This window comes from Microcystis sp. M20BS1 (assembly GCF_020245305.1).
GTDB classification, from domain to species: Bacteria; Cyanobacteriota; Cyanobacteriia; order Cyanobacteriales; family Microcystaceae; genus Microcystis; species Microcystis ichthyoblabe_A.
The window spans coordinates 33,093-58,378 of record NZ_JADBUZ010000017.1; the positions used below are offsets into that span (position 1 = coordinate 33,093).

A 25,286-nucleotide genomic window follows, 5' to 3' on the forward strand; every position below is an offset into this window, starting at 1 on the left:
GGTAGGGGCGCACCGCGTGCGCCCCAAATATCATCTAGATATTTCGACCAAATTGAGATGCACCCGTTATCAGTTATCAGTAGAACTCGACCTAATCAGACCAAATCCGGTTAGACTAGAAATACAAAGCGTATTATAAAAAACTACAAAATTGATTCAAGACGAAACCCTAGAATTATTGGAATGGCCGCGGCTATGTCAACACCTAGCTACTTTTGCAGCGACTAAACTAGGTGCGATCGCGATTCGTCAATTGCCCTTACCGGAAAGCAAAGAGGAAAGTTTAAACCTACTTTGCCAAACCAAAGAAGTTTATAGCTTAGAACAAAAATTAGATAGTCGTCTTTCCTTTGATGGGATTACCGACATCGGTGATGCCCTAGAAAGGGCGCATCTGGGGGGGTTATTATCGGGACAGGAACTTTTAAATATTGCCACGACTTTGGCCGGAGTGCGACGTTTACGGCGTTTAATTGACGAACAGGAAGATATACCAGTTTTAAAAGAGTTAGTAGCGGAAATTCGCACCTATCCAGAGATAGAACAGGAAATACACCGTTGTATCGATGAAGATGGCCGGATATCCGATCGCGCTAGTCCCCAATTACGCGAAATTCGGGGACAAATGAAGGTGATTAAAGAGCGAATTTACCGAAAATTACAGGATATCATGCAAAAGCAGGGCGGGGCTATCCAAGAAGCAGTCATTACCCAAAGAAGCGAGCGCTGGGTGATTCCCGTCAAAGCATCGCAAAAAGAGCAAATACCGGGGATAATTCACGATACTTCCAGCACAGGGGCGACTTTTTACATTGAACCTCACTCTATCGTTGACCAAGGCAATCAACTGCGGCAATATCGTCGTCTGGAACAAATCGAAGAAGAAAAAATCCTGCGACAGTTAAGTAATCTGATCGCCGAAGCTTTTGAAGACTTAGAATATTTACTAGCGATCGCTACTAGGCTCGATCTGGCCACCGCCAGGGCCCGTTACAGTTTATGGTTAGAGGGTAATCCCCCCCACTTTATCGATGGTTCGGAAACGATTACTTTACGGAATTTGCGTCATCCTTTGCTCTGGTGGCAAAAACACCATGAACAGGGGGGGGAGGTCATACCAATAAATGTGCAGATTAGCCCAGAAATTCGCGTTGTTGCCATCACCGGACCAAATACCGGCGGAAAAACCGTTACTTTAAAAACCCTCGGATTAGCGGCTTTAATGGCGAAAGCGGGCTTGTTTATTCCAGCGCGGGAACCGGTAGAGATACCCTGGTTCGATCAGGTTTTAGCCGATATCGGCGATGAACAGTCTTTGCAACAGAGTTTATCAACTTTTTCGGGTCACATTCGCCGGATTGTCCGCATTTTAGCGGCTTTAAATTCTCGTTCCTTGGTTTTACTCGATGAGGTGGGAGCTGGTACGGATCCGGCCGAGGGAAGTCCTTTAGCGATCGCTATTTTACAATACCTCGCCGATCATAGTTTACTGACGGTGGCTACCACTCACTACGGGGAATTAAAAGCGTTAAAGTATCGAGATTCTCGCTTTGAAAATGCCTCGGTAGAGTTTGACGATCGCACTCTTTCCCCCACTTATCGACTATTATGGGGCATTCCGGGGCGTTCTAATGCTTTAACTATTGCCCAGCGTTTGGGATTAAGTGCCGAAATTGTGGCCGAAGCGAGAAATCATCTGGGGGGGTTATCGGAGGAGATAAATCAAGTAATTGCTGGTTTGGAAGCGCAAAGACGGGAACAGGAGTCAAAAGCTAAAGAAGCTAGTCAATTACTCCAACAAACGGAGAAATTTTATACAGAAGTGTCCACACGGGCTAATTCTCTACAGGAGAGAGAGCGAGAATTAAAGCGTTATCAGGAGCAGGAGATACAAAAGGCTTTATTATCAGCAAAAGCAGAGATTAATGACGTTATTCGCCGATTGCAAGCAGGAACAAAAACCGGTAGAGATGCCCAAAAAGCCACAGAGGAATTAACTGCGATCGCAGAAAGGGTATTACCAAAAACGGAAAAAACTAAGGTTAATTATCGTCCGCAAGTGGGGGAAAGAGTCCGCTTGCCCAATTTGGGACAAACTGCCGAAGTTTTAGCAATTTCACCGGAATCAGACGAGATTTCCCTGCGTTTCGGTATGATGAAGATGACCCTACCCTTAGATCAGATTGAGTCTTTGGATGGTCAAAAAGTGGAAACTGCGCCAAAACCTGCCAAAAATTTGCCACAAACTCCCACAAAACCCCAGGAGACTCCTTTAATTCGTACTGCTAATAATACCGTCGATATTCGCGGTTCTAGGGTGGCAGAGTCAGAAACGGATATCGAACAGGCGATCATCAGGGCTACCCCATCGGGTATATTATGGATTATTCACGGTAAAGGTACGGGGAAATTGCGTCAAGGTGTTCACGATTTCCTATCCCGTCATCCCCAGGTAAAACGCTTTCAATTAGCACCCCAAAATGAGGGGGGTTCGGGGGTAACTATCGCTTATTTAACTTAGGGTTTTCAGATGTGATACTAAATCCCTTGAGTATAGGCTACATATCAGGGCAGGCACTCATGCAAGGGGCAAGAGGGGGAATAAATAATCAGTCTTTAATAAATCGTGAATTCTTGACCGCAACTATCAAGACTGGCGGTTTTTATTGCCCTAATTGCCAGGTTATCTCTTCACCCGCTCGTAACGGCACCAGTCCAGATTCGGGAAAGGGCAATTCATCGGGAATGCGCCAAGGGGTTTTGTTTAATGTGATTTGTTCCGTATTCCGGGGGAGTTGATAAAAATCTGGCCCGTGAAAGCTGGCGAACCCTTCCAGTTGCTCAAGCGCATCGACGCTCTCAAATGCTTCTGCGTACAACTCTAGGGCGTGCAGAGCCGAATAACAACCCGCGCAGCCACAGGAACTTTCTTTGCTGTAGCGAGAATGGGGCGCACTATCAGTCCCTAGAAAAAACTTGGGGTTGCCCGATGTTGCCGCTTGCAAAAGTGCCAAACGATGATCCTCTCGTTTCAAAATCGGCAGGCAATAAAAATGGGGACGAATGCCACCGGTAAAGAGAATGTTTCGGCTAAACAATAAATGTTGGGGCGTAATTGTGGCGGCGACGTTGTTGTTAGCAGATAGAACAAACTTGACCGCATCGGCAGTGGTAATGTGTTCAAAGACGACCCGCAGTTTCGGAAATCTGGTTATCAGTGGGATTAATTGCTTCTCAATGAACACTTTCTCGCGATCGAACACATCAATATCACCATCGGTAACTTCTCCGTGCAGTAGTAGCGGCAGATCCAGCTGCTCCATCGCTGCCAAAACGCGATCACACCTACGAAGGTCCGTCACCCCCAAGTCGGAATTAGTTGTGGCACCGGCCGGGTAGTATTTCACCGCTTTGACAAACTGGGAGGCTTTTGCCGCCATAATTTCTTCGGGACTGGTATTATCGGTGAGATAGAGGGTCATCAATGGCTCGAACTGTTGACCCTCTGGAACTGCTGCCAGAATGCGATCGCGGTAGGCGGCGGCATCGGCCACGGAGCGCACTGGGGGCTTTAAATTCGGCATGATAATGGCACGGGCAAACTGACGCACCGTATGGGGTAGAACCGCTTTCAGTGCCGCACCGTCGCGGAGATGAAGGTGCCAGTCGTCGGGTCGAGTGATTGTGAGTCTTCGCATTGTTCCATCATACAACGGTTAGGAATCCCAGCGCCACAATTAAACGCAAGAGAGAAGTCAATCTTCGGTCAGGGAATCAATTCCCTATTTCAGCAGTCAAGTCGGTTTTAACTAATAAGCTGCCGCGCCTCTAAATGGGTCTAGGTCGATAAGAGAAGGCTGGATCTGCGCTATTTATTTCTCTTTTTTTCATAAATTCAATTGGCGTACAAGTGAATTACTTAAGACTAGATATTATTACCAAAAATCTAATCTCTCTTTTAGTTTTTACCTCAGATGTAGCCGATGAAAACATTCAAATAATGACAGGAGTGAGTCAAACTTTACAGTCTAATCCCAATGGTAATAGTCCTAAAAAACTTCCTGTTAATAATCATTAAACTATCTTTCTTTATAGTAAATTAGTGCCAAAAATAACCAAGATAGAGCAATTTCTTGAATTGCTAATAATTCCACATTAATCAATCCTATCTAAGATTGACTAACGCATCCCCTTGAATATTTTCTTGATCGAGCGGCTTTTCAGTCCCCAAAATCCTTACAATAGGAGATGAAGATAACCTGAAAAGTTGGAGAATATGAATTATCTCATTGCCGTGTTAGCTGATCGCATACAAGCAGAAGAAGCTTCCGTTGCCCTGGAAAAGGCGGGAATTCCCCAATCTCAAGTGACCATTCTCGGTCGCGGCTATAAAAGTGCTGATGAGTTCGGTTTGATCGATCCCTTCCAACAGGCCAAAAAACGGGCTACTCTCATGGCTTTTTGGTTAATTCCCTTCGGTTTTGCCGGCGGCTACCTTTTTAACCTGATTACGGGATTGCATACCTTTGATTGGGCCGGAGAACCGGGCAATCATATCGTCGGCGGCATTGCTGGGGCGATGGGGGGGGCGATGGGCAGTATTTTTGTCGGTGGTGGCGTGGGTTTATCGTCCGGCAGTGGCGATGCACTTCCTTATCGCAATCGTCTCGGTGCGGGAAAATATATTATTATCGTGCAGGGTTCGGAAAACCTGAAAAATCAAGCGACTCTTATCCTGCGTCAATTTAACCCCGAAAATCTGCAAGGATACGCCCTAGAACGGTGAACGGTTATCGGGAATAAGTTATCGGTCATTTGATTTTTTCCTAAGAATTTTTGATTAATTACCAGAAAACAATGTTACCAAGAGAAGAATTACTAAAGGGTGTTGAAAACCGCGAGGAGATAGCGAAAGTTATTGATAAAGCCGAACAAGCGATTAAGACTTGGGAAGTGACGACTACAGACTTTCTTTCTCCTGCGGTTTTAGCGGAAGTGGAACGAGTTTTTCAGCGTTTAACTGATGTGTCAATGCAAAAATGGGGCGGTTATCCCCAAGCAGAAAGACAGCGCCTCGGTATTGCTAGAGTTGATCTACCTTTGACAGTAACAGATATTCCCCTATCTGCCCTTGATATTGCTGGTAATTTTCTTTTTGATACCGCTAACCATCGGGATTTTTTAGGGGCAATGTTGGGGACGGGTATCGTTCGGGAAAAAGTCGGTGATATAATCGTTTTAGGTGAGCGAGGAGCGCAGGCGATTGTAGTGCCTGAATTGGCAGATTTTTTATCTGCTAATTTACTACAAGTGCGTTCGGTTCCAGTGAAAACTAGCCTGATTCCTTTGACGGAATTAAAAGTTAGACCACCGCAAAAAAAAGAAATTAATACCGTGGAAGCTTCCTTACGTTTGGATGCGATCGCATCGGCGGGTTTTGGCATTTCTCGCAGTAAAATGGCCGAGGCAATTAGCGCTGGGGATGTGCGAGTTAACTGGAAAGATATCAGTCAATCTAGTTATAACGTTAAAACCGGTGATTTGATTTCTTTTCGGGGAAAAGGTCGTTTAGAAGTGGGTGAGGTTACTGTGACCAAAAAAGAGCGCTATCGGGTTCATTTAACCAGATTTATTTAGTTTTTTCTGTCTCTAGAATTTGTTATTAGACAGATTAATTGCCATGGCTGAGAATTTCGCCTTAATCGTGCAACTGTGTCAAGTGAGTCCCATCGGTAAACTATTACCGGGGGCGCTTTATGTTCATCGAGAAGCATTACATCAACTGGATCCTATCCTCCAGAGTTACGAACAACAAGCAAGAATTAATCAGCATTTATCTGAGGCAACAATAATTAAATTTAGCACCGATAAACCGAAAATATCCTATCTTTTTTATCCCGATTTTGATCGGGAACCTCACCCAGTTTTAACTAAAAGTTTAGTGGTAGATCTGGGGACATTAATCTTAAGTGAATGGAATTATCAAAATGCTGATAATCCGCCTATTTTACACCGAAAAGAAACTTTTGTTACTAGGGACTATCCTTTTTATGAACAATTCGAGCATCTCACAAAAATCGAGAGTGCTTTAGGACTTTTAAACAGTTCTTATCCCATCGGTACTAAACAGGAATGGCAACGACTTTTAAGAAAGCATCACCTTGATTTTGCAGGAGATTATTTAGTTTGTAATCTAGAGGGACAAAAGGAAAAATCGATAATAATTGATCGCCACAAGGCTGCTCTTGTTCGCAAAACCCTTTCTCGTCCAGCAAGATTAGCATTAGCGGCGGGATTATTCCTTCCTGAAACCACTTTTTTTGATTACGGTTGTGGTTATGGAGGTGATATAGAACGCATAGCTGAACAGGGTTATCAAAGTGAAGGTTGGGATCCTTATTATCGTCCCGATAGTCCTTTAATTGAATCTGATATTGTTAATTTAGGCTATGTAATTAATGTTATTGAATCCGCCGAAGAAAGGCAAGAAGCTTTATTAAAAGCTTGGCAATTAACCCGTCAAGTTTTAATTGTTTCAGCACAGATTCTAATTGATGATAGTGAACGGGGTTTAATGGCCTATGAAGATGGAATTATAACCCGTCGCAATACTTTTCAAAAATACTATCAACAGGAAGAACTAAAACAGTATATTGATAGCACTTTGGGGGTTGATTCTATTCCAATAACTTTGGGAATTTATCTGGTTTTTCGAGAGGAGGAAAAAGCCGAAACTTTTCGTTTATCCAGATGTCGTTCCCGCGCTACCACACCTAAAATTAAAACCCATCTCAAACGCTTTGAAGATTACGAAGATTTATTAACTCCACTGATGGAATTTTATACCCAGCAGGGACGTTTACCCGTCGCAGGAGAATTATTACAAGAGGAAGAAATTAAGGCAGAATTTGGCACTTTTAGACGCGCTTTTCAAGTGATTCTACAAGTAACAGAAGGGGAAGAATGGGAGATAATTGCCGACAAAAGACGCGCCGATCTTTTACTTTATTTAGCTTTAAGTCAATTTAGCCACTGTCCGAAAGTAAGGGAATTATCCCCCGCTACCCGTGCCGATTTTAAAGCTTTATTTGGCAGTTATCGCAATGCTTGCGCTTTAGCAGAAGAAGTGTTAATAAGTGCGGGAAATCTACCAGCAATCGCTCGTGCTTGTGAAAATAGTTCCCTAGGCAAACTTTCCCGTTATTCCCTAACTATTCATATTAGCATTCTGGAAAAATTACCGATGTTATTACGCTTATATGAAGGTTGTGCTAGTCAAACTATCGGACGGTTAGAAAATGCTAATGTTATTCGTTTATCCTTTCGTCAACCCAAAATTTCCTATCTCTATTACCCCAATTTTGATACAGAAATTCATCCGATTTTAGCTACTAGCATGGATGTATATTTAGGTTCGGCTGATTTTAGTTTTCGCGATTACCGGGATAGTCCTAATCCGCCAATTTTACACGAAAAAGAGCTTTTAGTAACGGCTGATTATCCCAACTATGATAAATTGGTTCGCTTAACTCAATTAGAAAAGGATTGGGGATTGTTAGAAGATCGAAAAGCGATCGAACGTTTACAGGGTTGGCAAAAATGTTTAGAGGAGCATTGTGCTACAATCAAAGGCCATCAAATTCTGTGGCGAAAAGATGCCGATCCCTATAAAGTTAGGATTTTACGCGCTAAAATTAACGCCAGAAGAAATCAAAATAAGTCTTCCTGAGTAATTAAGTAAAATAGATGAGGTAATTAATTGTATGATGACTACGATTCGGTTACAAGGATTAGAAGATTTCGAGTTAAAAGCTAATGATCCTGAACAAAGAATGTTAATTTCTGGGGTTAATTGGCAACAGTACGAAACCCTCTTAAAACATTTAGAAGATAGTTCCAGTTATCGCATTACTTACTTAGATGGAATGGTAGAAATTATGGCTCCTAGTCGTCGTCATGAAGTTAGCAAAGAAGATATTGGTAGATTAGTGGAAGCTTATTTAGAATATGCTGAAATTGATTTCTGGGGATTAGGTTCCACCACGTTGCGAAAACAGGAAAAAGAAGCGGGTAAAGAACCTGACAAATGTTTTTGTTTATTTACAGAAAAAGAGTTTCCTGATTTGGCGATTGAAATCATCTTAACCAGTGGCAGCCTGAAAATTTTAGAAGTTTATCAAAGATTAGGAACTCAAGAGGTTTGGTTTTGGCAAGATAATCAGTTAAAAATTTATTCTTTGCAAGAGAATGGCGAATATATTTTAATCCCTAAAAGTGCTTTATTACCGGATTTAAATTTAGAATTATTAGCCGAATACGTCAACCATCCTAATCCCCGTCTTGCTGTCAAAGAATTTCGCTTGTGTTTAACAGAAAATTCCCAGTTATCATAACTATTATCTTTCCATGAATTCTCAAGTAAAATTTAACCTACCTATCCTAGGGATATTTGTATTTTCCCTAGGAATAAGATTCTGGAATCTCAGTCAGTTTAATACTCTTGTTTTCGATGAAGTTTATTATGCTAAATACGGCAATGAATATCTAATCGGTAAAGAATTTTTTCAGTCTCATCCACCGTTAAGTCAATATTTAATTGCTATTAGTATCTGGATTGGCTCCCATTTTCCTGCCGATCCTGAAACCATTAATAATTTAACGGGTTCCCTGCGCTCAACTTTTAGTTATCGCTGGTTAAATGCTTTGACTGGTTCTTTTATTCCCCTCATTATTGGCGCAATTGCTTATCAATTAACCCAGAGAAAAACTGTATTTTTAATCACAACTTTTCTCGCCAGTTTAGACGGATTATTTTTGGTGGAATCCCGCTATGCTCTCAATAATATTTACTTAATTTTATTCGGTTTGTCTGGACAATTATTTTTTTTATTAGCACTCCAGAAAAATCAGAAACTTAATTGGCTATTATTATCGGGAGTTTCTTTCGGTTTAGCGGCAAATATTAAATGGAATGGCTTAGGATTTTTACTGGGAATATTTATTTTTATCGGTATTGCTTGGTTAATAAAATTATTTAATCAAGAGCAGTCAAAAGATCATCTTTGGACAAAGGCAACTAACCTGAGATTAGAGGACATTTTTATCGCCTTAATTGTCTTTCCTCTTATTACCTATAGTTTGCTGTGGATACCTCATCTTCTCGTCAACCATCAATATAATTTTTGGCAAGTACATCAAGAAATTTGGTCATTTCATCAGAGAATCAAGGGTAATCAATCTGATGTTCATCCCTATTGTTCTCCTTGGTATAGTTGGTTAGTAATGGGGCGACCTGTGGCTTATTATTTTAAGAGAGTAGGTGATAAAATTTATGATGTTCACGCGATGGGAAATCCGTTGTTATGGTGGTTTTCTACGATAGCGATTCTAGTGGTTTTTAGTCGATTATTTAACCGAAAAGAGCGAGTAATTTCTGCCTATCTTATCTGTAACTATATTGCTAATCTGCTGCCCTGGTTAAAAATTAGTCGCTGTACCTTTCTCTATCATTATATGGCTGCCTATAGTTTCACTTGGATTGCTCTAGCTTGGCTCTTAGCCGATGGTTTAGAAAGTTCCAGTCCTATTTATAAAAATGGCTCGCGCTCGCTGATAATTTTGATAACTTTTGCTTTTATTCATTGGCTACCAATTTATTTAGGCATTCCCCTGTCAGTGCAGGATTATTATCTGAGAATGATTTTTCCCAATTGGATTTAGGATGAAATTAGCACCAAAAACTGATACAATAAAATCATGATAAAAAGCGATCGCATGAGTTATGGGTAAACAAAGAATCTTATCTGGTGTGCAACCAACTGGCAATTTACATTTAGGCAATTATCTAGGTGCGATCCGCAATTGGGTGGAGGGACAACAAGACTACGATAATTTCTTTTGTGTGGTCGATTTACACGCGATCACCGTTCCCCATAATCCCGCCACTCTTGCGGAGGATACTTTAGCAATTGCCGCTTTATATTTAGCCTGCGGAATTGATTTAGAATACGCGACTATCTTTGTCCAATCCCACGTTAAAGCTCATACAGAATTAACTTGGTTATTGAATTGTATCACCCCTTTAAATTGGTTAACCGATATGATTCAATTTAAAGAAAAAGCAATTAAACAGGGGGAAAATGTTGGCACGGGGTTACTCGATTATCCCGTACTAATGGCTGCCGATATTCTACTCTACGATGCCGATAAAGTACCTGTGGGAGAAGATCAAAAACAACATTTAGAATTAACCCGCGATATAGCTGTTAGAATTAATCATCTTTTTGGGCAACCGAAACAACCAATTTTAAAACTTCCTGATCCGATGATCCGCAAGGAAGGAGCGCGGGTGATGAGTTTAACCGATGGCCGGAATAAAATGTCTAAATCCGATCCTTCCGAGATGAGTCGGATTAATATTCTCGATAGTCCCGATGTCATTGCCAAGAAAATTAAACGCTGTAAAACCGATCTAGTTAAGGGTTTAACTTTCGATGATCCAGAACGTCCCGAATGCTATAATTTATTAACTCTCTATAGCATTTTATCGGGAAAAAGTCAAGAGGTGGTCGCAGCAGAATGTGCAGATTTAGGTTGGGGACAATTTAAACCGATGTTAACAGAAGTCACCATAGAATCTCTGCAACCTATTCAGGAAAAATACACCGAAATTAGAGAGGATAAAGATTATTTAGCTACAGTTTTACGGCAAGGTCGTCTCAAAGCAGAAGCGGTAGCCAATCAAACTCTCGATCGAGTCAAAAATGCCATGGGTTATTTACCACCATTTTAGGGATAATTTTCGGGTGCATCTGATAATTATCCAATCTACTCAGTTGAGATTTTTCAAGGAAAACTCGCTGCTTTATCAGTCAATCTTTAACTCTTGGTGGGGTTTTATCCCCCCCATCCAGGGTAAGGGAAGGAGAATGATTACAAAAGTTATTAAATTAAGCACAACTCCAGTGATATTTTGGTAAAATAAGGGCATAATTAAAACTATCAAAATACTTACCTGTCCTTTGAGATTATGGTTGTAGAGTCCCAGCGGAAACAAAAAAAACTATCGTCTAGGGAAGATGAGTCTCGTCCAATTGCCAGCAAGGAACAAAACTCTTATCTAGCAGAGGGAATTGTTGATCATCAATCAACTCAGATTGCTCCTTCCTCCTTACTACAGCCATTTTCTCCAGAGTTAGAAAAAGATAGAGCCAACAAATTTAATTTTCTTAAAGAAATTCTGGTTAGTCATCTTGGTCAACCTTTTTACTCGGACAACGGCTTTATTCTTTATCAAGGAGATGCCACAAACTTTTTGTCTAAACTATCTCATAGTGACATAAAAATTGACCTCACTGTTACATCACCACCTTATAATATTGGCAAAGAATATGAACGAGTTCTTTCAATCAATGACTATGTTGATTGGTGTGCTAATTGGCTGCGGCAAATTTATCAGATTACTCAAGATAACGGCGCTTTGTGGCTAAATGTTGGTTATTTAGAAGTACCAGAAAAGGGATTATGTGTTCCGATTCCCTATCTTCTTTGGGATAAGTCTCCCTTTTATCTTTTACAAGAAATTGTCTGGAAATATGGGGCAGGTGTTTCTACAAAAAATCGTCTTAGTCCTCGCAATGAAAAATGGCTTTTTTATCTCAAAAATTGCCAAGAATATACTTTTAACTTAGACAATATTCGTGACCCTAACGTTAAGTATCCCAATCAAAAGAAAAATGGTAAATATCGTTGTAATCCCCTCGGTAAAAATCCTTCTGATGTGTGGGAAGTTTCTAAAGTCACTACAGGAGAAAAGCGCAGTTCTAAGGAAAGAACCGGACATCCCGCACAATTTCCTTTAGCAATTGTCGAGAGAATTATACAAGCTTCATCTAATCCGGTAGAAATAATTCTTGATCCCTTTGCCGGTTCTTGTTCTACAGGAATAGCGGCCTTGGGATTAGGAAGAATTTTTGTGGGTTTTGAAATTCGACCAGACTATTGCGAGATAGCTGCAGAGAGATTTAAAAGATTTAAAAAAGAAAGAAGCAATACTTATATCCAAGGCTCATTATTCTAGATTTTTCGATACAATTGGAGCAATTTATAGTTTTCTACGTCAGAGGAAAGACGCGATTGTTGACCTGTAGCTGCCTTTTGCCCAATCCAATCCCCAGAATCAATCCAACCGAAACGAATTAGTTTAATCTGAGGATTAGTAGTATTAGAAAACTTCTCAAAGTTAACTGCTAAATAGTATCCAGACTTACCTTTTTTGCTGTTATTAGAATTTTGAGCATAGCTTCTATTGCCATATATATGTCTAGGATCAGAGGAGGTTTTGACTTCAATTGAAAAAAAGTCATCAGGTATATAGACAATATCTTTATCAGATATACTGATATCTCCTCTCCAGAAATCGGGATATTTTGCTTTTAGTTCTAAAGGAATTAATTCATGAAGTAGAAAACCCATAATTTGAGGTTTAGGGAAGATATCCCTACCAATTCTAAAACCTTTTGTACCTAACTGAGAATTAAAAATTGATTGCCAAGATGTTAAAACAACATCAACAATTGCATCGGTAGATAGGGGATGTCTTTCCACAAGTCGTTGGGTGATAGATAACCAATTACTAGGAGAGAAATCTGCATAGGGAGAATTCATCTATAGTTTTTTTACGGCGTTATTAGATACAGTAACTAATATTAACGCAACCACCTCCCCCTATCCCAACACCTAATACTAAATTCTGTTTAAAAGGCATAGGAGAGTGGGGAATGCTGGATCAGGGAGCAGGGAAAAACAATCCATAACTTGGGAGTTAATCATAGTATTAAAAACGGATTTAGTATGATTAGCCTTTTTAAACTTGTTTTCGCAGTTTCAATCCTTGAAAATGCGATCGCTAATAAAAATAGCAGAGTCCGGCAGTTACCCCAAGACTAAGAATTGTTATCCCCGTGGGAATTTCCAACATACCCGACTCGGTTGCTGATATGTTGTAGGATTGTAATAAGAGGATTTTTTTCCTGAAAAATTGTCATATTTGAGGTTTTGATTATGCCTTATACAAATGAAGAAGGTGGACGCTTAAATAATTTCGCCGCCGAACCGAAAGTTTATCAAGCGGATCCCCCCACTAAATCGCAACAACGTAATTATCTTTTCTGGGGTGTTGCTGCGATCACACTTGTCGGTGGACTGTTAGCCGTCGCTTTTTACGCATCTCAAGCTGGCTAAAATTTAGTCCCTCGTAGTTGCGATTTAGCCCCTTTCACTCCTCTTTACCGCTAATATCACAACTACTCCCTATTTTAAGGCTTTTGACCCTGAATTAATGCCACTGCTGACTGAGACTTAGCCGCAGTCCCCTGTTTACCCTGAGATAACGCTAGACGGGCCGCCTCCTCTAAATCAGCGATCGCTTTTTCCCTGTTTCCCAATTTATAATAGGTCAAACCCCGATTGTGGTACGCTTCGGCAAAATTAGCATTAATTTTCAGACTCTCATTATAGTCCCTTAAAGCCATTTCCTGCTGTCCGGCTCGGTTATAGGACAGGGCGCGATTATAGAAAATGCGATCCTGTCCTCTAGTTCCCTGTAAACTCAAAGCTTTTGTGTAATCCTCGATCGCTTCTAGGTGTCTTCCCAAGTCATCCTTAGCATTACCGCGATAAATAAAGAAATCAGCAAAATTTCCGTTTAAAGCGATCGCTTTTGTGCAATCTTCCACCGCTGCCTCGTATTTTTTCGTCAGATAATGCACATAACAACGATTACCGAGAGCATTAACATAATTGGGGTTGATTGTCAAGGCCTGGGTGTAATCTGCGATCGCTCGCTCGTACTGGCCGAGAACTAATTCCGCATAGCCGCGATTATAGTAAGCATCGGCATCCTTCGGTTCTAATTGTAGAGCTTGAGTAAAATCGGCGATCGCCCCTGAGTAATCCCCTGCGGTTAAACGATCCACCCCCCGATTATAAAATTCTACAGCTTTCACGGGGTTAGCGGTAGTTTGAGCGCTTAGGGGAGAGACAGTCAGTAAAAAAGTCGCTATAGCTATAATAATTGTCAATTTTTTCTTAATTTTCATAATCCGTTCACCTAAACAATTCAAGGTAAAATTAAACAGCCCTACTTACAGGTCAAAATATCATGATTAAATCTCTTTTGGCGACTTTCCTCCTAATTACCACCCTCCTCTTCACCGGTTGTGCAACTCCCATCGCTGGACTGCAAGGATACACCAGTGGCAGCCAAGGCTATCAATTTTTATATCCTAAGGGTTGGACGCAGGTGGAAGTGAAAAAAGTTGCAGGAGTAGATGTGGTTTTTCATGACCTGATCGAAACGAGCGAAAATTTAAGCGTTATTATCAATCCCGTCCCCGACAATAAAACTTTAACAGATTTAGGGACCCCCTCGGAAGTTGGCTATCGTCTCCTAAAAAATAACAGTCTTAACCCCAATCTTGATAAGGAAGTAGAATTAATTCGCTCAGAATCCCATCAAATTGACGGCCAAGATTATTATATCCTCGAATATCAAGTTAAATTAGTCAACGGCCAAGAACGTCATAATCTGGCCAGCGTCACGGTTAATAATCATAAACTCTATTCTTTTAATCTTTCCACTTCCCAAAAACGTTGGACGCAAATTCAAGAACTCTTTGAAACTATCGTTGATTCTTTCTCGGTTAGTTAGGGAAATAGGCAACAGGTAATAGTAAAACGTAGGGTGCGTTAGACGGCAAAAATTCCTGTTTTGACTTAAAGGTAACAATCCGTCGTAACGCACCACCTATCATCAACTAGGTAGCCGGTTATAATTAAAGATAACATATAAAGAACCAGAAGCCTGTCCCACTATCTAACAATTAATTGAGATTACTTACTGAATCAGTAAATAGTAATCAGTAAGAAAGTGGTAACTGATAACTGATAACTGATAACTGAATATGAGTAACTCGGAAGAAAATAGACTAGATAGACTCGAATCTCTTGCTGAAAATACCCTAACAGAACTACGGGAGATTAAATCAGGACTACAGGAGATTAGATTAGGATTACAGGAGATTAAATTAGGACTACAGGAAACCAATCAGGGATTAAAAGAAACTAGAGTGATTGCTAATTCTAACGCCAAATCGATCGAAGCGTTAACTAATAGTCTTGCTGAGTCTAAAAAAGAATGGGAAAAAGACAGACGGGGACTTTATCAACTGCTAGGACAATTAACTCGATCGATGTCGGATTTTTATGAGGTTCAGTCAGATTTTTACAATCGATTTGACAATGAAGGAAGACAATCCCGCATGGTTGAGATTTTAGATCGTTATTTTCCCCCCGAAAATCCTGCCAATTCTTAGCATAAATAGCTAAAAAACTGATAACTGATGGTGGGTTACGGCCAATAGATCAATTAATAATTAATTCTAATAATTTGTCATTGCCTAACCCACCCTACCTAACTATCTCCTATCTCTTTTGACTGAAAAAACTATGTCTATTCCCTTGATTCTTGCTTCCGCTTCTCCTGCGCGTAAAAAACTATTACAAATGGTGGGAATCGATCCGATTGTGCGAGTGAGTAACTTTGATGAATCGACAATTAATGCCGATGATACTCTCCATCTTGTCCAAACTTTAGCCCAATGTAAAGCGCAAACGATCGCCCCCCAATTTGATACAGGATTAATTCTTGGTTGTGATTCCGTCTTAGAAGTAGCGGGGGAAGTCTATGGCAAACCCAAGGATAAATTAGAAGCGATCAATCGTTGGCAAAAAATGCGCGGTCTGGTGGGTACACTCTATACAGGTCATGCTTTAATTGATCGAGTTAATAATCAAACTTTGACTCGTTGTGGGATTACTAAAGTTCACTTTGCCAATATCAGCGATGAAACAATTATTGCCTACGTTGACACCGAAGAACCCCTAAAATGTGCCGGCTGTTTTGCCTTAGAAGGAAAGGGGGGTCTATTCGTGGAAAGATTAGAGGGATGTCACAGTAATGTTATCGGTTTAAGCTTGCCCCTGTTTAGGCAGATGTTAACGGATTTTGGCTACCAAATCACTGACTTTTGGTGATCTTTTTGCCGATAATTTCCCCAAATTTATTGGCAAAAGGGCTTGACAAATTCTCAGATTTATGTTAACCTTTTATTATAGTGGGAATCCGTGTCGCCCTGCGAACCCCTCTTTTTTCTATCCGATAGCCCCAAAATTTTTAACCCTTTCCTTTTCACTTTTTCCCGAAAAAACTATGTCTTGCTTGCGCGTGGGAATTGCCGGTCCGGTGGGTTCAGGAAAAACAGCCCTGCTCGATGCCCTGTGTAAAAATTTGCGGGATCAATATCCGATCGCCGTAGTCACCAATGACATTTATACTCAAGAAGATGCCCAATTTTTAGTGCGATCGCAAGCTTTAGCTCCAGAAAGAATTTTAGGAGTAGAAACGGGAGGATGTCCCCATACAGCTATTCGCGAGGATGCCTCAATTAACTTAGTTGCCATTGAACAGTTAGAGAGAAAATTTGCTAACTTAAAGCTAATTTTTCTGGAAAGTGGTGGTGACAATTTAGCGGCAACCTTTAGCCCCGAATTAGTAGATTTAACCATCTATGTGATTGACGTGGCAGCCGGAGATAAAATCCCTCGCAAGGGGGGACCGGGTATCACCAAATCGGATTTATTGGTAATCAATAAAATAGATTTAGCCCCGATGGTGGGGGCAGATTTAGGGGTGATGGATAGAGATGCCAAAAAGATGCGCGGGGATAAACCCTTTATCTTCACCAACTTGAAAACACGGGAAGGATTAGAGCGAGTGATTGCCTTTATCGAAAAGAATTTATAATAACTCTTGCTAGGAATAAAAAAGAGAGCGCCAGAAAAATTTAGGTAAAGCTAACATTCTTTTCCAGCGCCAAGGTTCCTGATAGAGTCGATACAACCACTCTAAATTATTGTCACAGAAAAAGCGAGGGGCGCGGATTTTTGTCCCGGACCAGATATCAAAACTGCCCCCCACACCTACCCAGATAGCTTGGGGACAGAGATATCGATGTTCCCTAATCCAATATTCTTGTCGGGGTACTCCCAAACCAACTAAAATTAACCGCGGTTGTTGATCTTTTAATACCTCGATCCAATCGGACATTTCCTGGGAGGATAGATAACCGTGGTTAGTCAGAATACGGATATTAGGTATCTTTTTTTGCCAATTACTTGCCGCTTGTTCAGTAATCCCCGGTTTACCACCAAAAAAAGCAATAGGAAAACTTTCTCCCTGCATTCCTAACTCAGTAATTAAGGATTCTGATAATTCAATACCGGGGCAGCGGGTTTGTTTTTTACCCCTTAATTTTAAGTAAATAACAATCCCCGCGCCGTCGGGAATAACTAAATCTGCTTCTCGAATAACTTGGGCTACTTTAGCATCATTTTCCCCTAACATTGCCATTTCTGCATTAAGAGTGACAACGTGGGAACCAAAACCTTGATAGAGGCGATCGATTAACCAACGACTGTAGTTATCGAGAAGATGAACCGGTAAACCAAGAACAGAATATTTGGGGGGAGTTTCTAACATAAGTAGGTAGGTGCTAATAGTTGTCAGACACCCCCCTTATTAAGGGGGGATCAGAGGCAAAATCTATCTTCAATTTAATTATAAATACTTACTTACAATTCATCTTGATTTAGTTGTTATTTTATCGAGAAATTGGCACAAAATCCATCCCAAAACTAGAACGAGAACCTGGTTCAACTACCACTAATTGCACGGATTGATTGCGATCGCCAGAGGGTAAAAATCGCACGGGATTAGTCGCCCCGGGTACAGAAAAATCACTGCTTCTTAACGCCTGTTGAACTCCCTCTCGGCTAGATTCTGCCTTAATTCCGGCGATTAAAGCCTGGGTAGCGTCATAGGCGGTGGCAGTGCGCCAATTTACGTCTCCTTGCCACAATTGGCGGGAATTATTCACAAAAGGACTGTTCGGATTAGCCGCCAAATGCCAAGCGACAGCGACAATCATGCCCAGGGCATTTTTTCCGCCTACATCCAGAGTTTTGGGGCTATAAACGTCATCACCCGCCACAATCGGTAATTTTTGGCCATTGATTTGAACCACCTGTAAAGCCTTATCTAGGGTACCACTATCCCCAAGAAGGGCGATGAGATTTGCTCCCTCCTGTTGAGCTTGTTGGAGGCTTTTAGAAGGGGTAAAAGTGAGGGAAGATAGATCAAATTCACTCACCACTTGACCTCCTCCTAATCCTAAAGCGGTGGTAAATTCAGATTTTAGGGATTGACTATAACCACTTTGGGAGTTAAAAAATACCACTGCCTTGACGTTAGGAATTTTTTGCAAACTAGATTCGGCTAATGCTCGTGCTGCCACAAAATCACTGGGAACAGAACGAAAGATATAGTCACCAAAATTGGAGAGTTTAGTTGAGGTACTGATGGGGGAAATCATTACTAATCCCGCTTTTTGATAGATAGCAGCCGCCGCTAAAGAGGTGTCACTGCTAGTGTGTCCTACTACTCCTAAAATGCTGTTGTCAGCCGCTAATTTTTGGGCAATTTGAGCGGCAATTTCGGGACTATCAGCATCATCAGCAATGAGAACTTTTAAAGGAGTGCCATGAATTCCTCCGCTTTGATTGATTTGATTTTGAGATTGGGCAACTCCTCGTAAAACTTCTAGGGCGGTGTTGACATTGCTCCCAATTGGCACGGAAACGGCGATAGTATAGGACTTAGCTTCACCAATACGGGCGTTATTTAAGTAGATGAGAGCTTCAGGATCATTTTGATTAGCTCGCAGGGATTTTTCTAGGAGGTAAACTGCTTGCTGAAAGTCTCCTTTTCCGAGTGCCTGTATAGCAGCTTGTTTGTCAGAAGCAGCCCCTTCAACTATTAATAAGTTTTCACCTTGACTAAATCTTGCTTGTGGCGATACCGATTTTTGCTCTGGTGATATTTTCTCGATTTCAGAAAGATTGGTTGGGTTATTTGATCCTTGAAAACGATTGTATAACCACCAACTACCAGCCCCAAAAAATATTAGGGTAATCAGCAGGGATAAAAGCAGGGTAACTGTATCATTTTTCTGGCTCATGGGCTGATAACTAAGATTAAATTAATGGTTTAATCGAGATTGATAATTAATAAAAGCACCAATTCAATTCTGAATTGCACCAATATCCGATCTACCTTGATAGAATACCTCATTTGGGGTCTGATAGTCAAGACATTGTTTAAATGTGTCTTAGCTTATTAGCAATATTTTACCTTTTTGTTTGGGAATCTTCTAAATGTTTTATTAAAACATTTGAGGATAAAGTACCGTGTAAATGACTCCAGGGTAAAACCTGTTCTAAACGCCATTGTTGATGAACATAATAATCTAGCGGGGGAATTTGTCCTTTTAGTTCCTTAAAAGCGCGTTTATAACTGCCTAAAGAATCACCGTAGCCACGAGTTAATTCTAACAGGGAAGTTAAGCGGCGATCGCCTCTAGATAATAGGGCTTGAATCACTGACCAATTATAACTCTCTGGTCGAAATTCTATGCCCTGTTTACCTAATTGTTTCTCTAGATATTTTAATCTTTTTTCGGCCATTTTATTAACTCCAAACCACTGAAAAGGAGTATGGGATTTAGGCACAAAGGTGCTGCAACCGAAAGAGATTCGCAGTCCAGAGGCGGCTTTTTTTAAGGCTATTAACATTTCCACAGTTGCCGCAATATCTTCGATTTCTTCTCCCGGTATTCCCACCATACCATAGAGTTTTATCCCTTTTAAACCGCCCGCTTTAGCATTAATGGCAGCTTGGATAATTTCATCATTGGCTAACTTTTTGTTGATAATTTCCCGCAAGCGATCGGAACCACTTTCTACGGCAATAGTAATTGATTTGCTGTCTCTTAGGGATAAAATTCTGGCTAATTTTTCCGTGACAGTATTAGTTCTAACTGAAGCGATCGAGAGTCTAACCCCCTCAAATTTTGGTTGAAAAAGATAATCGAGTAAGGTTTCAAATTCAGGATGTTGGCTGACGGAAGCACCTAATAAACCCAAGCGATCGGTCACTTTTAAACCTTTTTCAATGGCGGGAATTAAAGATTCTAAACTAGCGGTACGAAAGGGTAAAGTTAAATAACTAGCTAAACAAAAACGGCACATTTCTGGACAACTTCGCACCACCTCTACCATATAAATATTCTCCCATGCCGCTTGTTTTGTTACCACCGTAGAAGCTGAAAGGGTATTACTGCGATAGGTTTGTTTACTAACAAAGGCGGGAACATTATTATCTATGGGTAGAATTGCCGTAATTTCACCTTCTGGACTGTCATAATTAACGGTATATAAACTAGGAACATAAACCCCCGAAACCTGGGCTAAATGACGGAGTTTTGTCGGTCGATCGGCGTTTCTAACCTCTTGATAGGCATTAATAAAATCAGCAATTAAATTTTCACCATCTCCCAATAAAATTACATCAAAATAAGCGGCAAAAGGTTCGGGATTAGCGGTTAAAACTGGTCCACCCCCAAAAATTATCGCCTGCTGATCTTGCCGTTGATGACTGTGACAAGGAATTTCTAAAGATTCTAACAGCGAGAGGATATTAACATAGTCCAATTCCCAGGAAAAGGAAAAGCCAACTAATTCGGGATAACGGGGTAAAGATTCTTGAAAATCCGTAAATAAACGACTAACTTGTATATCCGATCGCAGGGCTAAAGTTGCCCAAACAATTTGATAACCTAAACTGGTTATACCCACAGAATACTGATTAGGAAAGGCAAAAATAGTTCTAAGGGCATCACTGTGGGGTATTGCGGGAGTAAAGAGGAGTTTTTCGTCTTGTAAGATGGTCATTTCAGTTATCAGTTATCAGTTGTCAGTGACTACCAGTAGTCTTCAGTAGCTTTTAATTTTCATTCTCTTGAAAGGGGAGACTTGTTACCTCTTGTTTTTGGTCATATATAAGTTTAATTTAATCGGGGGGTGAAGGAGGGGAAAATATCTCAATATACAGTTCTAGGATCATATCTCAGGTTATGATGCTGGGGAGTCGGTGGTCAAGAACAAATTCAAGTTATACTTCCTCCCTAGGGATAGCTATTGTATTTACAGGAGATTTTCTCTTATATCCTAGCAATTTTCACAGCTTAACTAGGTGTCGATTTTATTCCTGAGCGCCGCTTTCAAGCAAATTTTGATCTCCTTTACCCCAACCAGAACGAAATCTATGAAGGCTGCATCTCAATTTGGTCGAAATGTCTAGATGACATTTTGGGCGCACGCGGTGCGCCCCTACTATTGGCGCAATAATATTATTTATTGTAGGGGCGAATTGCATTCGCCCTCTTTGAATCACAAATATGGAATGCAACCTCTATGAATAATTCCGAAGAATACGTTATAATCATGGCGAAAATCCTAGATTTAACCATTCCTGATCGCTATTTAAATTCTGTGGTTGAAAACTGGCAACGCTTGCAAGAAATCGCCAGTTTAGTGACAGAATTTCCCTTAGAGGATGACGGGGAAAGCGCCCTCAGCTTTGAACCATGACTATTTCTGCGATCAATTTAGCTCGATCGATCCAAAATCGTCAAACTAGAGCCTTAGAAGTTATTAGCCAGACTCTCGCGGAGATAGAGGCAAAAAATCCCCATTTAAATTGCTTTACCGACATTTTACAGCCTAGAGCGCTCGCTCAAGCCCAAAAAATCGATCTAGCGATCGCCAATGGGGAACCCGTCGGTGTCTTAGCAGGAGTCCCCTTCGCCGTCAAAAATCTCTTTGATATCAAGGGTATTGTCACCCTTGCCGGTTCCAAAATCAATCGAGATCACCCTGCCGCCGGACAAGATGCGATCGCTATTCAAACCCTAGAAGCAGCCGGGGCAGTTTTGGTGGGGGCGACCAATATGGATGAGTACGCCTACGGTTTTGTCACCGAAAATGCCCATTATCGAGCCACTCCCAACCCCCGCGATCCTAGTCGCGTCTCGGGGGGATCCTCCGGCGGTTCCGCTGCTGCCGTTGCCGCTAATTTAGTGCCTCTCGCCCTCGGTTCCGATACTAATGGTTCCGTGAGGGTTCCCGCCGCTTGCTGTGGCGTGGTGGGGCTAAAACCCACCTTTGGGCGCGTATCCCGTCAGGGCCTATTTTTGTTCGTCAGTAGTTTGGATCATCTGGGATTTTTTAGCGGCAATGTGGCGGATATGGCGGCTATTTGGAGTCTTTTTGCCAAAAATAACCTTAAAGCCCCTTTAAATGGCTTAGAGGGGGTAAAAATAGCCCTTGCCGACGATTATTTTCAGCAGGGAGCCGAACCGGAAGTAATCGAGGCGGTGACAGCGATCGCTGAACGTTTAGGAGTGAGCCAAAAAATCACCATTCCCGAAACCGCCCGCGCCAGGGCAGCCGCCTATATAATTACCGCTTCCGAGGGCGCAAATTGGCATTTACCGCGTTTACAGACCAGATTAGAGGATTTTGACCCCGCAACCCGGGATCGCTTCTTGGCAGGGGCATTAATTCCCTCTAGCTGGTATTTACAGGCTCAACGTTTTCGCCGTTGGTATCGCGATCGTCTGCGAGAGATTTTCGCCGAAGTCGATATTATTCTCACCCCGACGATTCCCTGTATTGCGCCACCATTAGGAGTAGAAAAAATGATTATTGACGGGCAAGAGCTATTAATTAGACCCAATTTAGGCAGATTCACCCAACCTTTTTCTTTTATCGGTTTACCTGCCCTTTCTTTGCCGATTAAACGTCCATCCCAGCTACCTTTAGGTTTGCAAATCATCGCCGCACCCGATCGCGAAGACTTAATCCTAAGGGTAGCCAGGGTTTTAGAGGAAATGCTCATAGATATCCCGCATAAGTGAGATATTAAGGGCACACTTAATCCTAAAATCCCTAATTTAAGGACATATAGGCAAAAAGGTCATTTTTCTAGTCTAAGTAAACAATCTATTCGTTTTTTCTTCTCTGAATGCTGACTACTGGCTCGGAGACTACTTTTCAATGGTTGATAGGGTCTTATTTTTTTGAATTTAACTCGATTTCTCGACTCATTAGAACAATTCGAGCCTATAATATAATTAGGTTCAAATCGAGAATCAATTTTTTTATTGCCATCTATCTGCAAGGAAATCTATGAAAATTGTCATCCCGATCCTATTTTATAGCAAAGGAGGAGTAGAAAGAGTCATTATCTCTTTGATACCTAGCTTATTAGAATATGTCGAACAGATTATTATCGTCCTCCCTCGTAAGGAAATTGAATATTTTAGATATTTAATGCCCGATTCCGATAAACTTATCTACGAAAATTTTGATTTTTATCCCCATAGTTTTGAAACAAAATTAATCTATGTTTATGGTCTTCTAGCGAATTTTTATAAAACCCTAAGACTAACTTCTATTCATCATATTTTCTCTCGTAGAATTGGACTTTTACGCATCGAAGCAAGAATTAATCAGATTATCAAGCGTTACCAAGCTGATCACTGTTTGTATGGAATGACTAATCGGATTTCTCCTCCTAATGTCAAGGTTACTTTAAGTGGCATTATTTATGATGTTTTTTGGCAATTTGCTCCCTTAACTTACTCAGAATCTTATCAAGAACCCTACAATGAAGCGTTAAAAGAATGGTTAGATCGGGCTGATCTACTGTTCACAATTTCCCAAAAAACTAAAGAAGATGTTTTAAAAATTTTTCCTAATGTTACCTATGCTAGTAAATTAAAAGCTGTACTTTTAGCAGGATTTGTCGAGCAGTCTAATCCCAAGAGTGATTTAGTCAAAAGTGAGCTAGTTACTTTTTATTTTCCCTCCTCCTTTGGTATCTACAAAGATCATCTGACTTTGCTCAAAGCAACTATACAACTAGCCAAAAAAGGCTTAAACTTCAAGGTTGTTTTTATTGGCAAGGAAACCGATAATCTAGTTAATGGAAATCTGCAATTATCTCAACAGTCCCAAACTCAAGAATACCAAGATTATCTCAAAGAATGTACCCGACTTTATCGGGAAAATCAAGAAATTTTTCAGAGTCATTTCAAGGGATTAGGTTATCAAGACTATGAAACATTGCAGTTTTATTATCAAATCTGTTCCTGTGTGGTATTTCCCTCAAAATACGAAGGTTTTGGATTAGCAATAGCAGAAGCAATTTTACAAGGTATTCCCGTTATTGCTTCCGATTTAGAAGTGTTTCAAGAACAGGTAGAATTATATAATTGTCCCGAAAGAGTGCAATTCTATCCTAGGGGAGATGCGGACAGTTTAGCCAATTGTTTAGAACAATTTATCCTCAATCCAATTCCTCGCTTGTTACCCGAAGATATCCCCAATAAAATTAATTTCTGGACGTGGGAAGATGTGGCTAAAAAATATGTAGAACTACTGAAAGAAAATGCAGGTTACTGATCTCTATATCTACCCGATTAAATCCTGTCGAGGTATTCAATTATCCCAAGCTGAAGTGACTCCTAAAGGTTTACTCTGGGATCGAGAAATGATGTTAGTGGATGGTAAGGGTAAATTTATCACCCAAAGGGAATATCCGCAATTAGCCACCGTTTCTGTCACCATAACAGAGGATAACTTTTCTCTGAAAACATCTCAAGATTCCCTGACTTTTCAGCCTAATTTCACAGGAGAAAAAAGAGCGGTTCAAATCTGGGAATCCCAAACCATAGCCATGGATCAAGGAGATGAAATCGCCGAATGGTTTGAGAAAATTCTCGACATTCCTTGTCGTTTAGTGCGACAATCTCCCGATTATCCACGTCCTGCGAATCCTCGCTATGCAGGGAACGATCATACTCCCGTCAGTTTTGCCGATGGTTATCCAATTCTATTAACTAATACTGCTTCTTTAGCGGACTTAAATCGGCGTTTAGTCACACCAGTGCCGATGAATCGTTTTCGGCCTAATATTGTTATTAGTAGCGATCGAGCTTTTAGCGAAAGTAGTTGGCAAAAGATCACAATTGGAGAGATAAATTATGCCCTAGTTAAACCCTGTAGTCGCTGTATTATCACCACCACCGATCAAGAAACAGGTAGGAGAAATCCCCAGCAAGAACCTTTAAAAACCTTAAGCACTTTTCGCCGTTTCCCCGGGGGCATTATGTTCGGAGAAAATGTCATCCCCGAAAAGACAGGTACAATTAAAGTCGGCGATCCTATTACCGTAATCTAGAGATCTAGATATCTAGGGGGATAGG

At 40.9% G+C, this 25,286-nt stretch carries 23 protein-coding genes; 17 read left to right on the forward strand and 6 right to left on the reverse strand.

Going from position 1 to position 25,286, the window contains the following annotated elements; all coding sequences use genetic code 11:
• Positions 1-151 precede the first annotated feature (151 nt).
• The gene (locus tag IM507_RS01955) at positions 152-2,521 is read left to right on the forward strand and encodes an endonuclease MutS2 (RefSeq protein ID WP_287636457.1); all 2,370 of its coding nucleotides are present in this window, start codon (positions 152-154) and stop codon (positions 2,519-2,521) included.
• Between the two features lie 142 nt (positions 2,522-2,663).
• On the opposite strand, the gene pyrC is transcribed toward IM507_RS01955, so the two are convergent.
• On the reverse strand, positions 2,664-3,698 hold the full coding sequence (pyrC, locus tag IM507_RS01960) for a dihydroorotase (protein WP_002732640.1): 1,035 nt from the start codon (positions 3,696-3,698) through the stop codon (positions 2,664-2,666).
• Between the two features lie 578 nt (positions 3,699-4,276).
• On the opposite strand from pyrC, the gene IM507_RS01965 reads away from it, so the two are divergent.
• The 7 genes from IM507_RS01965 to IM507_RS01995 all read left to right on the forward strand — a co-directional run bounded on the left by IM507_RS01965 (position 4,277) and on the right by IM507_RS01995 (position 12,079).
• Entirely contained in the window at positions 4,277-4,786 is a 510-nt protein-coding gene (locus IM507_RS01965) for a hypothetical protein (protein ID WP_002732892.1), read from the forward strand.
• Between the two features lie 71 nt (positions 4,787-4,857).
• Positions 4,858-5,637, forward strand: coding sequence for a photosystem II S4 domain protein (locus IM507_RS01970; protein ID WP_002733167.1), 780 nt, complete (start codon positions 4,858-4,860; stop codon positions 5,635-5,637).
• A 43-nt stretch (positions 5,638-5,680) separates the two neighbouring features.
• Positions 5,681-7,729 carry a DNA phosphorothioation-associated putative methyltransferase gene (locus IM507_RS01975; RefSeq protein ID WP_069474617.1) on the forward strand — a complete coding sequence of 683 codons (2,049 nt, stop codon included), beginning with the start codon at positions 5,681-5,683 and terminating at the stop codon, positions 7,727-7,729.
• Between the two features lie 34 nt (positions 7,730-7,763).
• Positions 7,764-8,393, forward strand: coding sequence for a Uma2 family endonuclease (locus tag IM507_RS01980; protein WP_016517300.1), 630 nt, complete (start codon positions 7,764-7,766; stop codon positions 8,391-8,393).
• 13 nt (positions 8,394-8,406) lie between these two features.
• The gene (locus IM507_RS01985) at positions 8,407-9,720 is read left to right on the forward strand and encodes a dolichyl-phosphate-mannose--protein mannosyltransferase (RefSeq protein WP_069474618.1); all 1,314 of its coding nucleotides are present in this window, start codon (positions 8,407-8,409) and stop codon (positions 9,718-9,720) included.
• A gap of 61 nt (positions 9,721-9,781) precedes the next feature.
• Positions 9,782-10,792 carry a tryptophan--tRNA ligase gene (gene trpS / locus IM507_RS01990; protein WP_069474619.1) on the forward strand — a complete coding sequence of 337 codons (1,011 nt, stop codon included), beginning with the start codon at positions 9,782-9,784 and terminating at the stop codon, positions 10,790-10,792.
• A 237-nt stretch (positions 10,793-11,029) separates the two neighbouring features.
• Positions 11,030-12,079 (forward strand): DNA-methyltransferase, encoded by a 1,050-nt coding sequence (locus tag IM507_RS01995; RefSeq protein ID WP_069474620.1) that lies wholly within the window; start codon positions 11,030-11,032, stop codon positions 12,077-12,079.
• Here IM507_RS01995 and IM507_RS02000 read toward each other — a convergent pair.
• Positions 12,076-12,666: a ScaI family restriction endonuclease gene (locus IM507_RS02000; RefSeq protein ID WP_002733807.1), complete on the reverse strand. Its 591-nt coding sequence runs from the start codon at positions 12,664-12,666 to the stop codon at positions 12,076-12,078. The genes IM507_RS01995 and IM507_RS02000 overlap by 4 nt on opposite strands.
• Before the next feature lie 396 nt (positions 12,667-13,062).
• Here IM507_RS02000 and psb34 point away from each other — a divergent pair, with 396 nt between their 5' ends.
• Positions 13,063-13,242 (forward strand): photosystem II assembly protein Psb34, encoded by a 180-nt coding sequence (psb34, locus tag IM507_RS02005; protein WP_002732326.1) that lies wholly within the window; start codon positions 13,063-13,065, stop codon positions 13,240-13,242.
• Between the two features lie 74 nt (positions 13,243-13,316).
• Here psb34 and IM507_RS02010 read toward each other — a convergent pair whose 3' ends face one another.
• Complete coding sequence (locus tag IM507_RS02010; RefSeq protein WP_002732050.1) at positions 13,317-14,099, reverse strand: tetratricopeptide repeat protein; 783 nt, start codon at positions 14,097-14,099, stop codon at positions 13,317-13,319.
• A 62-nt stretch (positions 14,100-14,161) separates the two neighbouring features.
• Between IM507_RS02010 and psbP the strand changes: the two genes are divergently transcribed.
• The 4 genes from psbP to ureG all read left to right on the forward strand — a co-directional run bounded on the left by psbP (position 14,162) and on the right by ureG (position 16,864).
• Positions 14,162-14,710, forward strand: a complete 549-nt coding sequence (gene psbP, locus IM507_RS02015) for a photosystem II reaction center PsbP (RefSeq protein ID WP_002731843.1) — start codon at positions 14,162-14,164, stop codon at positions 14,708-14,710.
• A 253-nt stretch (positions 14,711-14,963) separates the two neighbouring features.
• Complete coding sequence (locus IM507_RS02020; RefSeq protein ID WP_002731575.1) at positions 14,964-15,374, forward strand: hypothetical protein; 411 nt, start codon at positions 14,964-14,966, stop codon at positions 15,372-15,374.
• Between the two features lie 133 nt (positions 15,375-15,507).
• Positions 15,508-16,095, forward strand: a complete 588-nt coding sequence (locus IM507_RS02025) for a Maf family protein (protein ID WP_002731779.1) — start codon at positions 15,508-15,510, stop codon at positions 16,093-16,095.
• A 175-nt stretch (positions 16,096-16,270) separates the two neighbouring features.
• On the forward strand, positions 16,271-16,864 hold the full coding sequence (gene ureG, locus IM507_RS02030; RefSeq protein WP_002792251.1) for an urease accessory protein UreG: 594 nt from the start codon (positions 16,271-16,273) through the stop codon (positions 16,862-16,864).
• Positions 16,865-16,873: 9 nt separating this feature from the next.
• On the opposite strand, the gene IM507_RS02035 is transcribed toward ureG, so the two are convergent.
• The 3 genes from IM507_RS02035 to IM507_RS02045 form a co-directional block, all read right to left on the reverse strand.
• Positions 16,874-17,599, reverse strand: coding sequence for a WecB/TagA/CpsF family glycosyltransferase (locus IM507_RS02035; protein WP_002733785.1), 726 nt, complete (start codon positions 17,597-17,599; stop codon positions 16,874-16,876).
• A gap of 121 nt (positions 17,600-17,720) precedes the next feature.
• The gene (locus IM507_RS02040) at positions 17,721-19,136 is read right to left on the reverse strand and encodes an ABC transporter substrate-binding protein (protein WP_123231109.1); all 1,416 of its coding nucleotides are present in this window, start codon (positions 19,134-19,136) and stop codon (positions 17,721-17,723) included.
• Between the two features lie 169 nt (positions 19,137-19,305).
• Complete coding sequence (locus IM507_RS02045; protein WP_069474622.1) at positions 19,306-20,907, reverse strand: B12-binding domain-containing radical SAM protein; 1,602 nt, start codon at positions 20,905-20,907, stop codon at positions 19,306-19,308.
• A 522-nt stretch (positions 20,908-21,429) separates the two neighbouring features.
• Between IM507_RS02045 and IM507_RS02050 the strand changes: the two genes are divergently transcribed.
• The 4 genes from IM507_RS02050 to IM507_RS02065 all read left to right on the forward strand — a co-directional run bounded on the left by IM507_RS02050 (position 21,430) and on the right by IM507_RS02065 (position 25,261).
• The gene (locus IM507_RS02050; RefSeq protein ID WP_069474623.1) at positions 21,430-21,606 is read left to right on the forward strand and encodes a DUF4089 domain-containing protein; all 177 of its coding nucleotides are present in this window, start codon (positions 21,430-21,432) and stop codon (positions 21,604-21,606) included.
• Positions 21,603-22,934: an AtzE family amidohydrolase gene (locus IM507_RS02055; RefSeq protein ID WP_123231108.1), complete on the forward strand. Its 1,332-nt coding sequence runs from the start codon at positions 21,603-21,605 to the stop codon at positions 22,932-22,934. The genes IM507_RS02050 and IM507_RS02055 overlap by 4 nt, the downstream gene beginning before the upstream one ends.
• A 271-nt stretch (positions 22,935-23,205) precedes the next feature.
• Entirely contained in the window at positions 23,206-24,483 is a 1,278-nt protein-coding gene (locus IM507_RS02060; protein WP_123231107.1) for a glycosyltransferase, read from the forward strand.
• Positions 24,470-25,261, forward strand: a complete 792-nt coding sequence (locus IM507_RS02065) for an MOSC domain-containing protein (protein ID WP_002740456.1) — start codon at positions 24,470-24,472, stop codon at positions 25,259-25,261. The genes IM507_RS02060 and IM507_RS02065 overlap by 14 nt, the downstream gene beginning before the upstream one ends.
• The last annotated feature ends 25 nt before the right edge of the window (positions 25,262-25,286 follow it).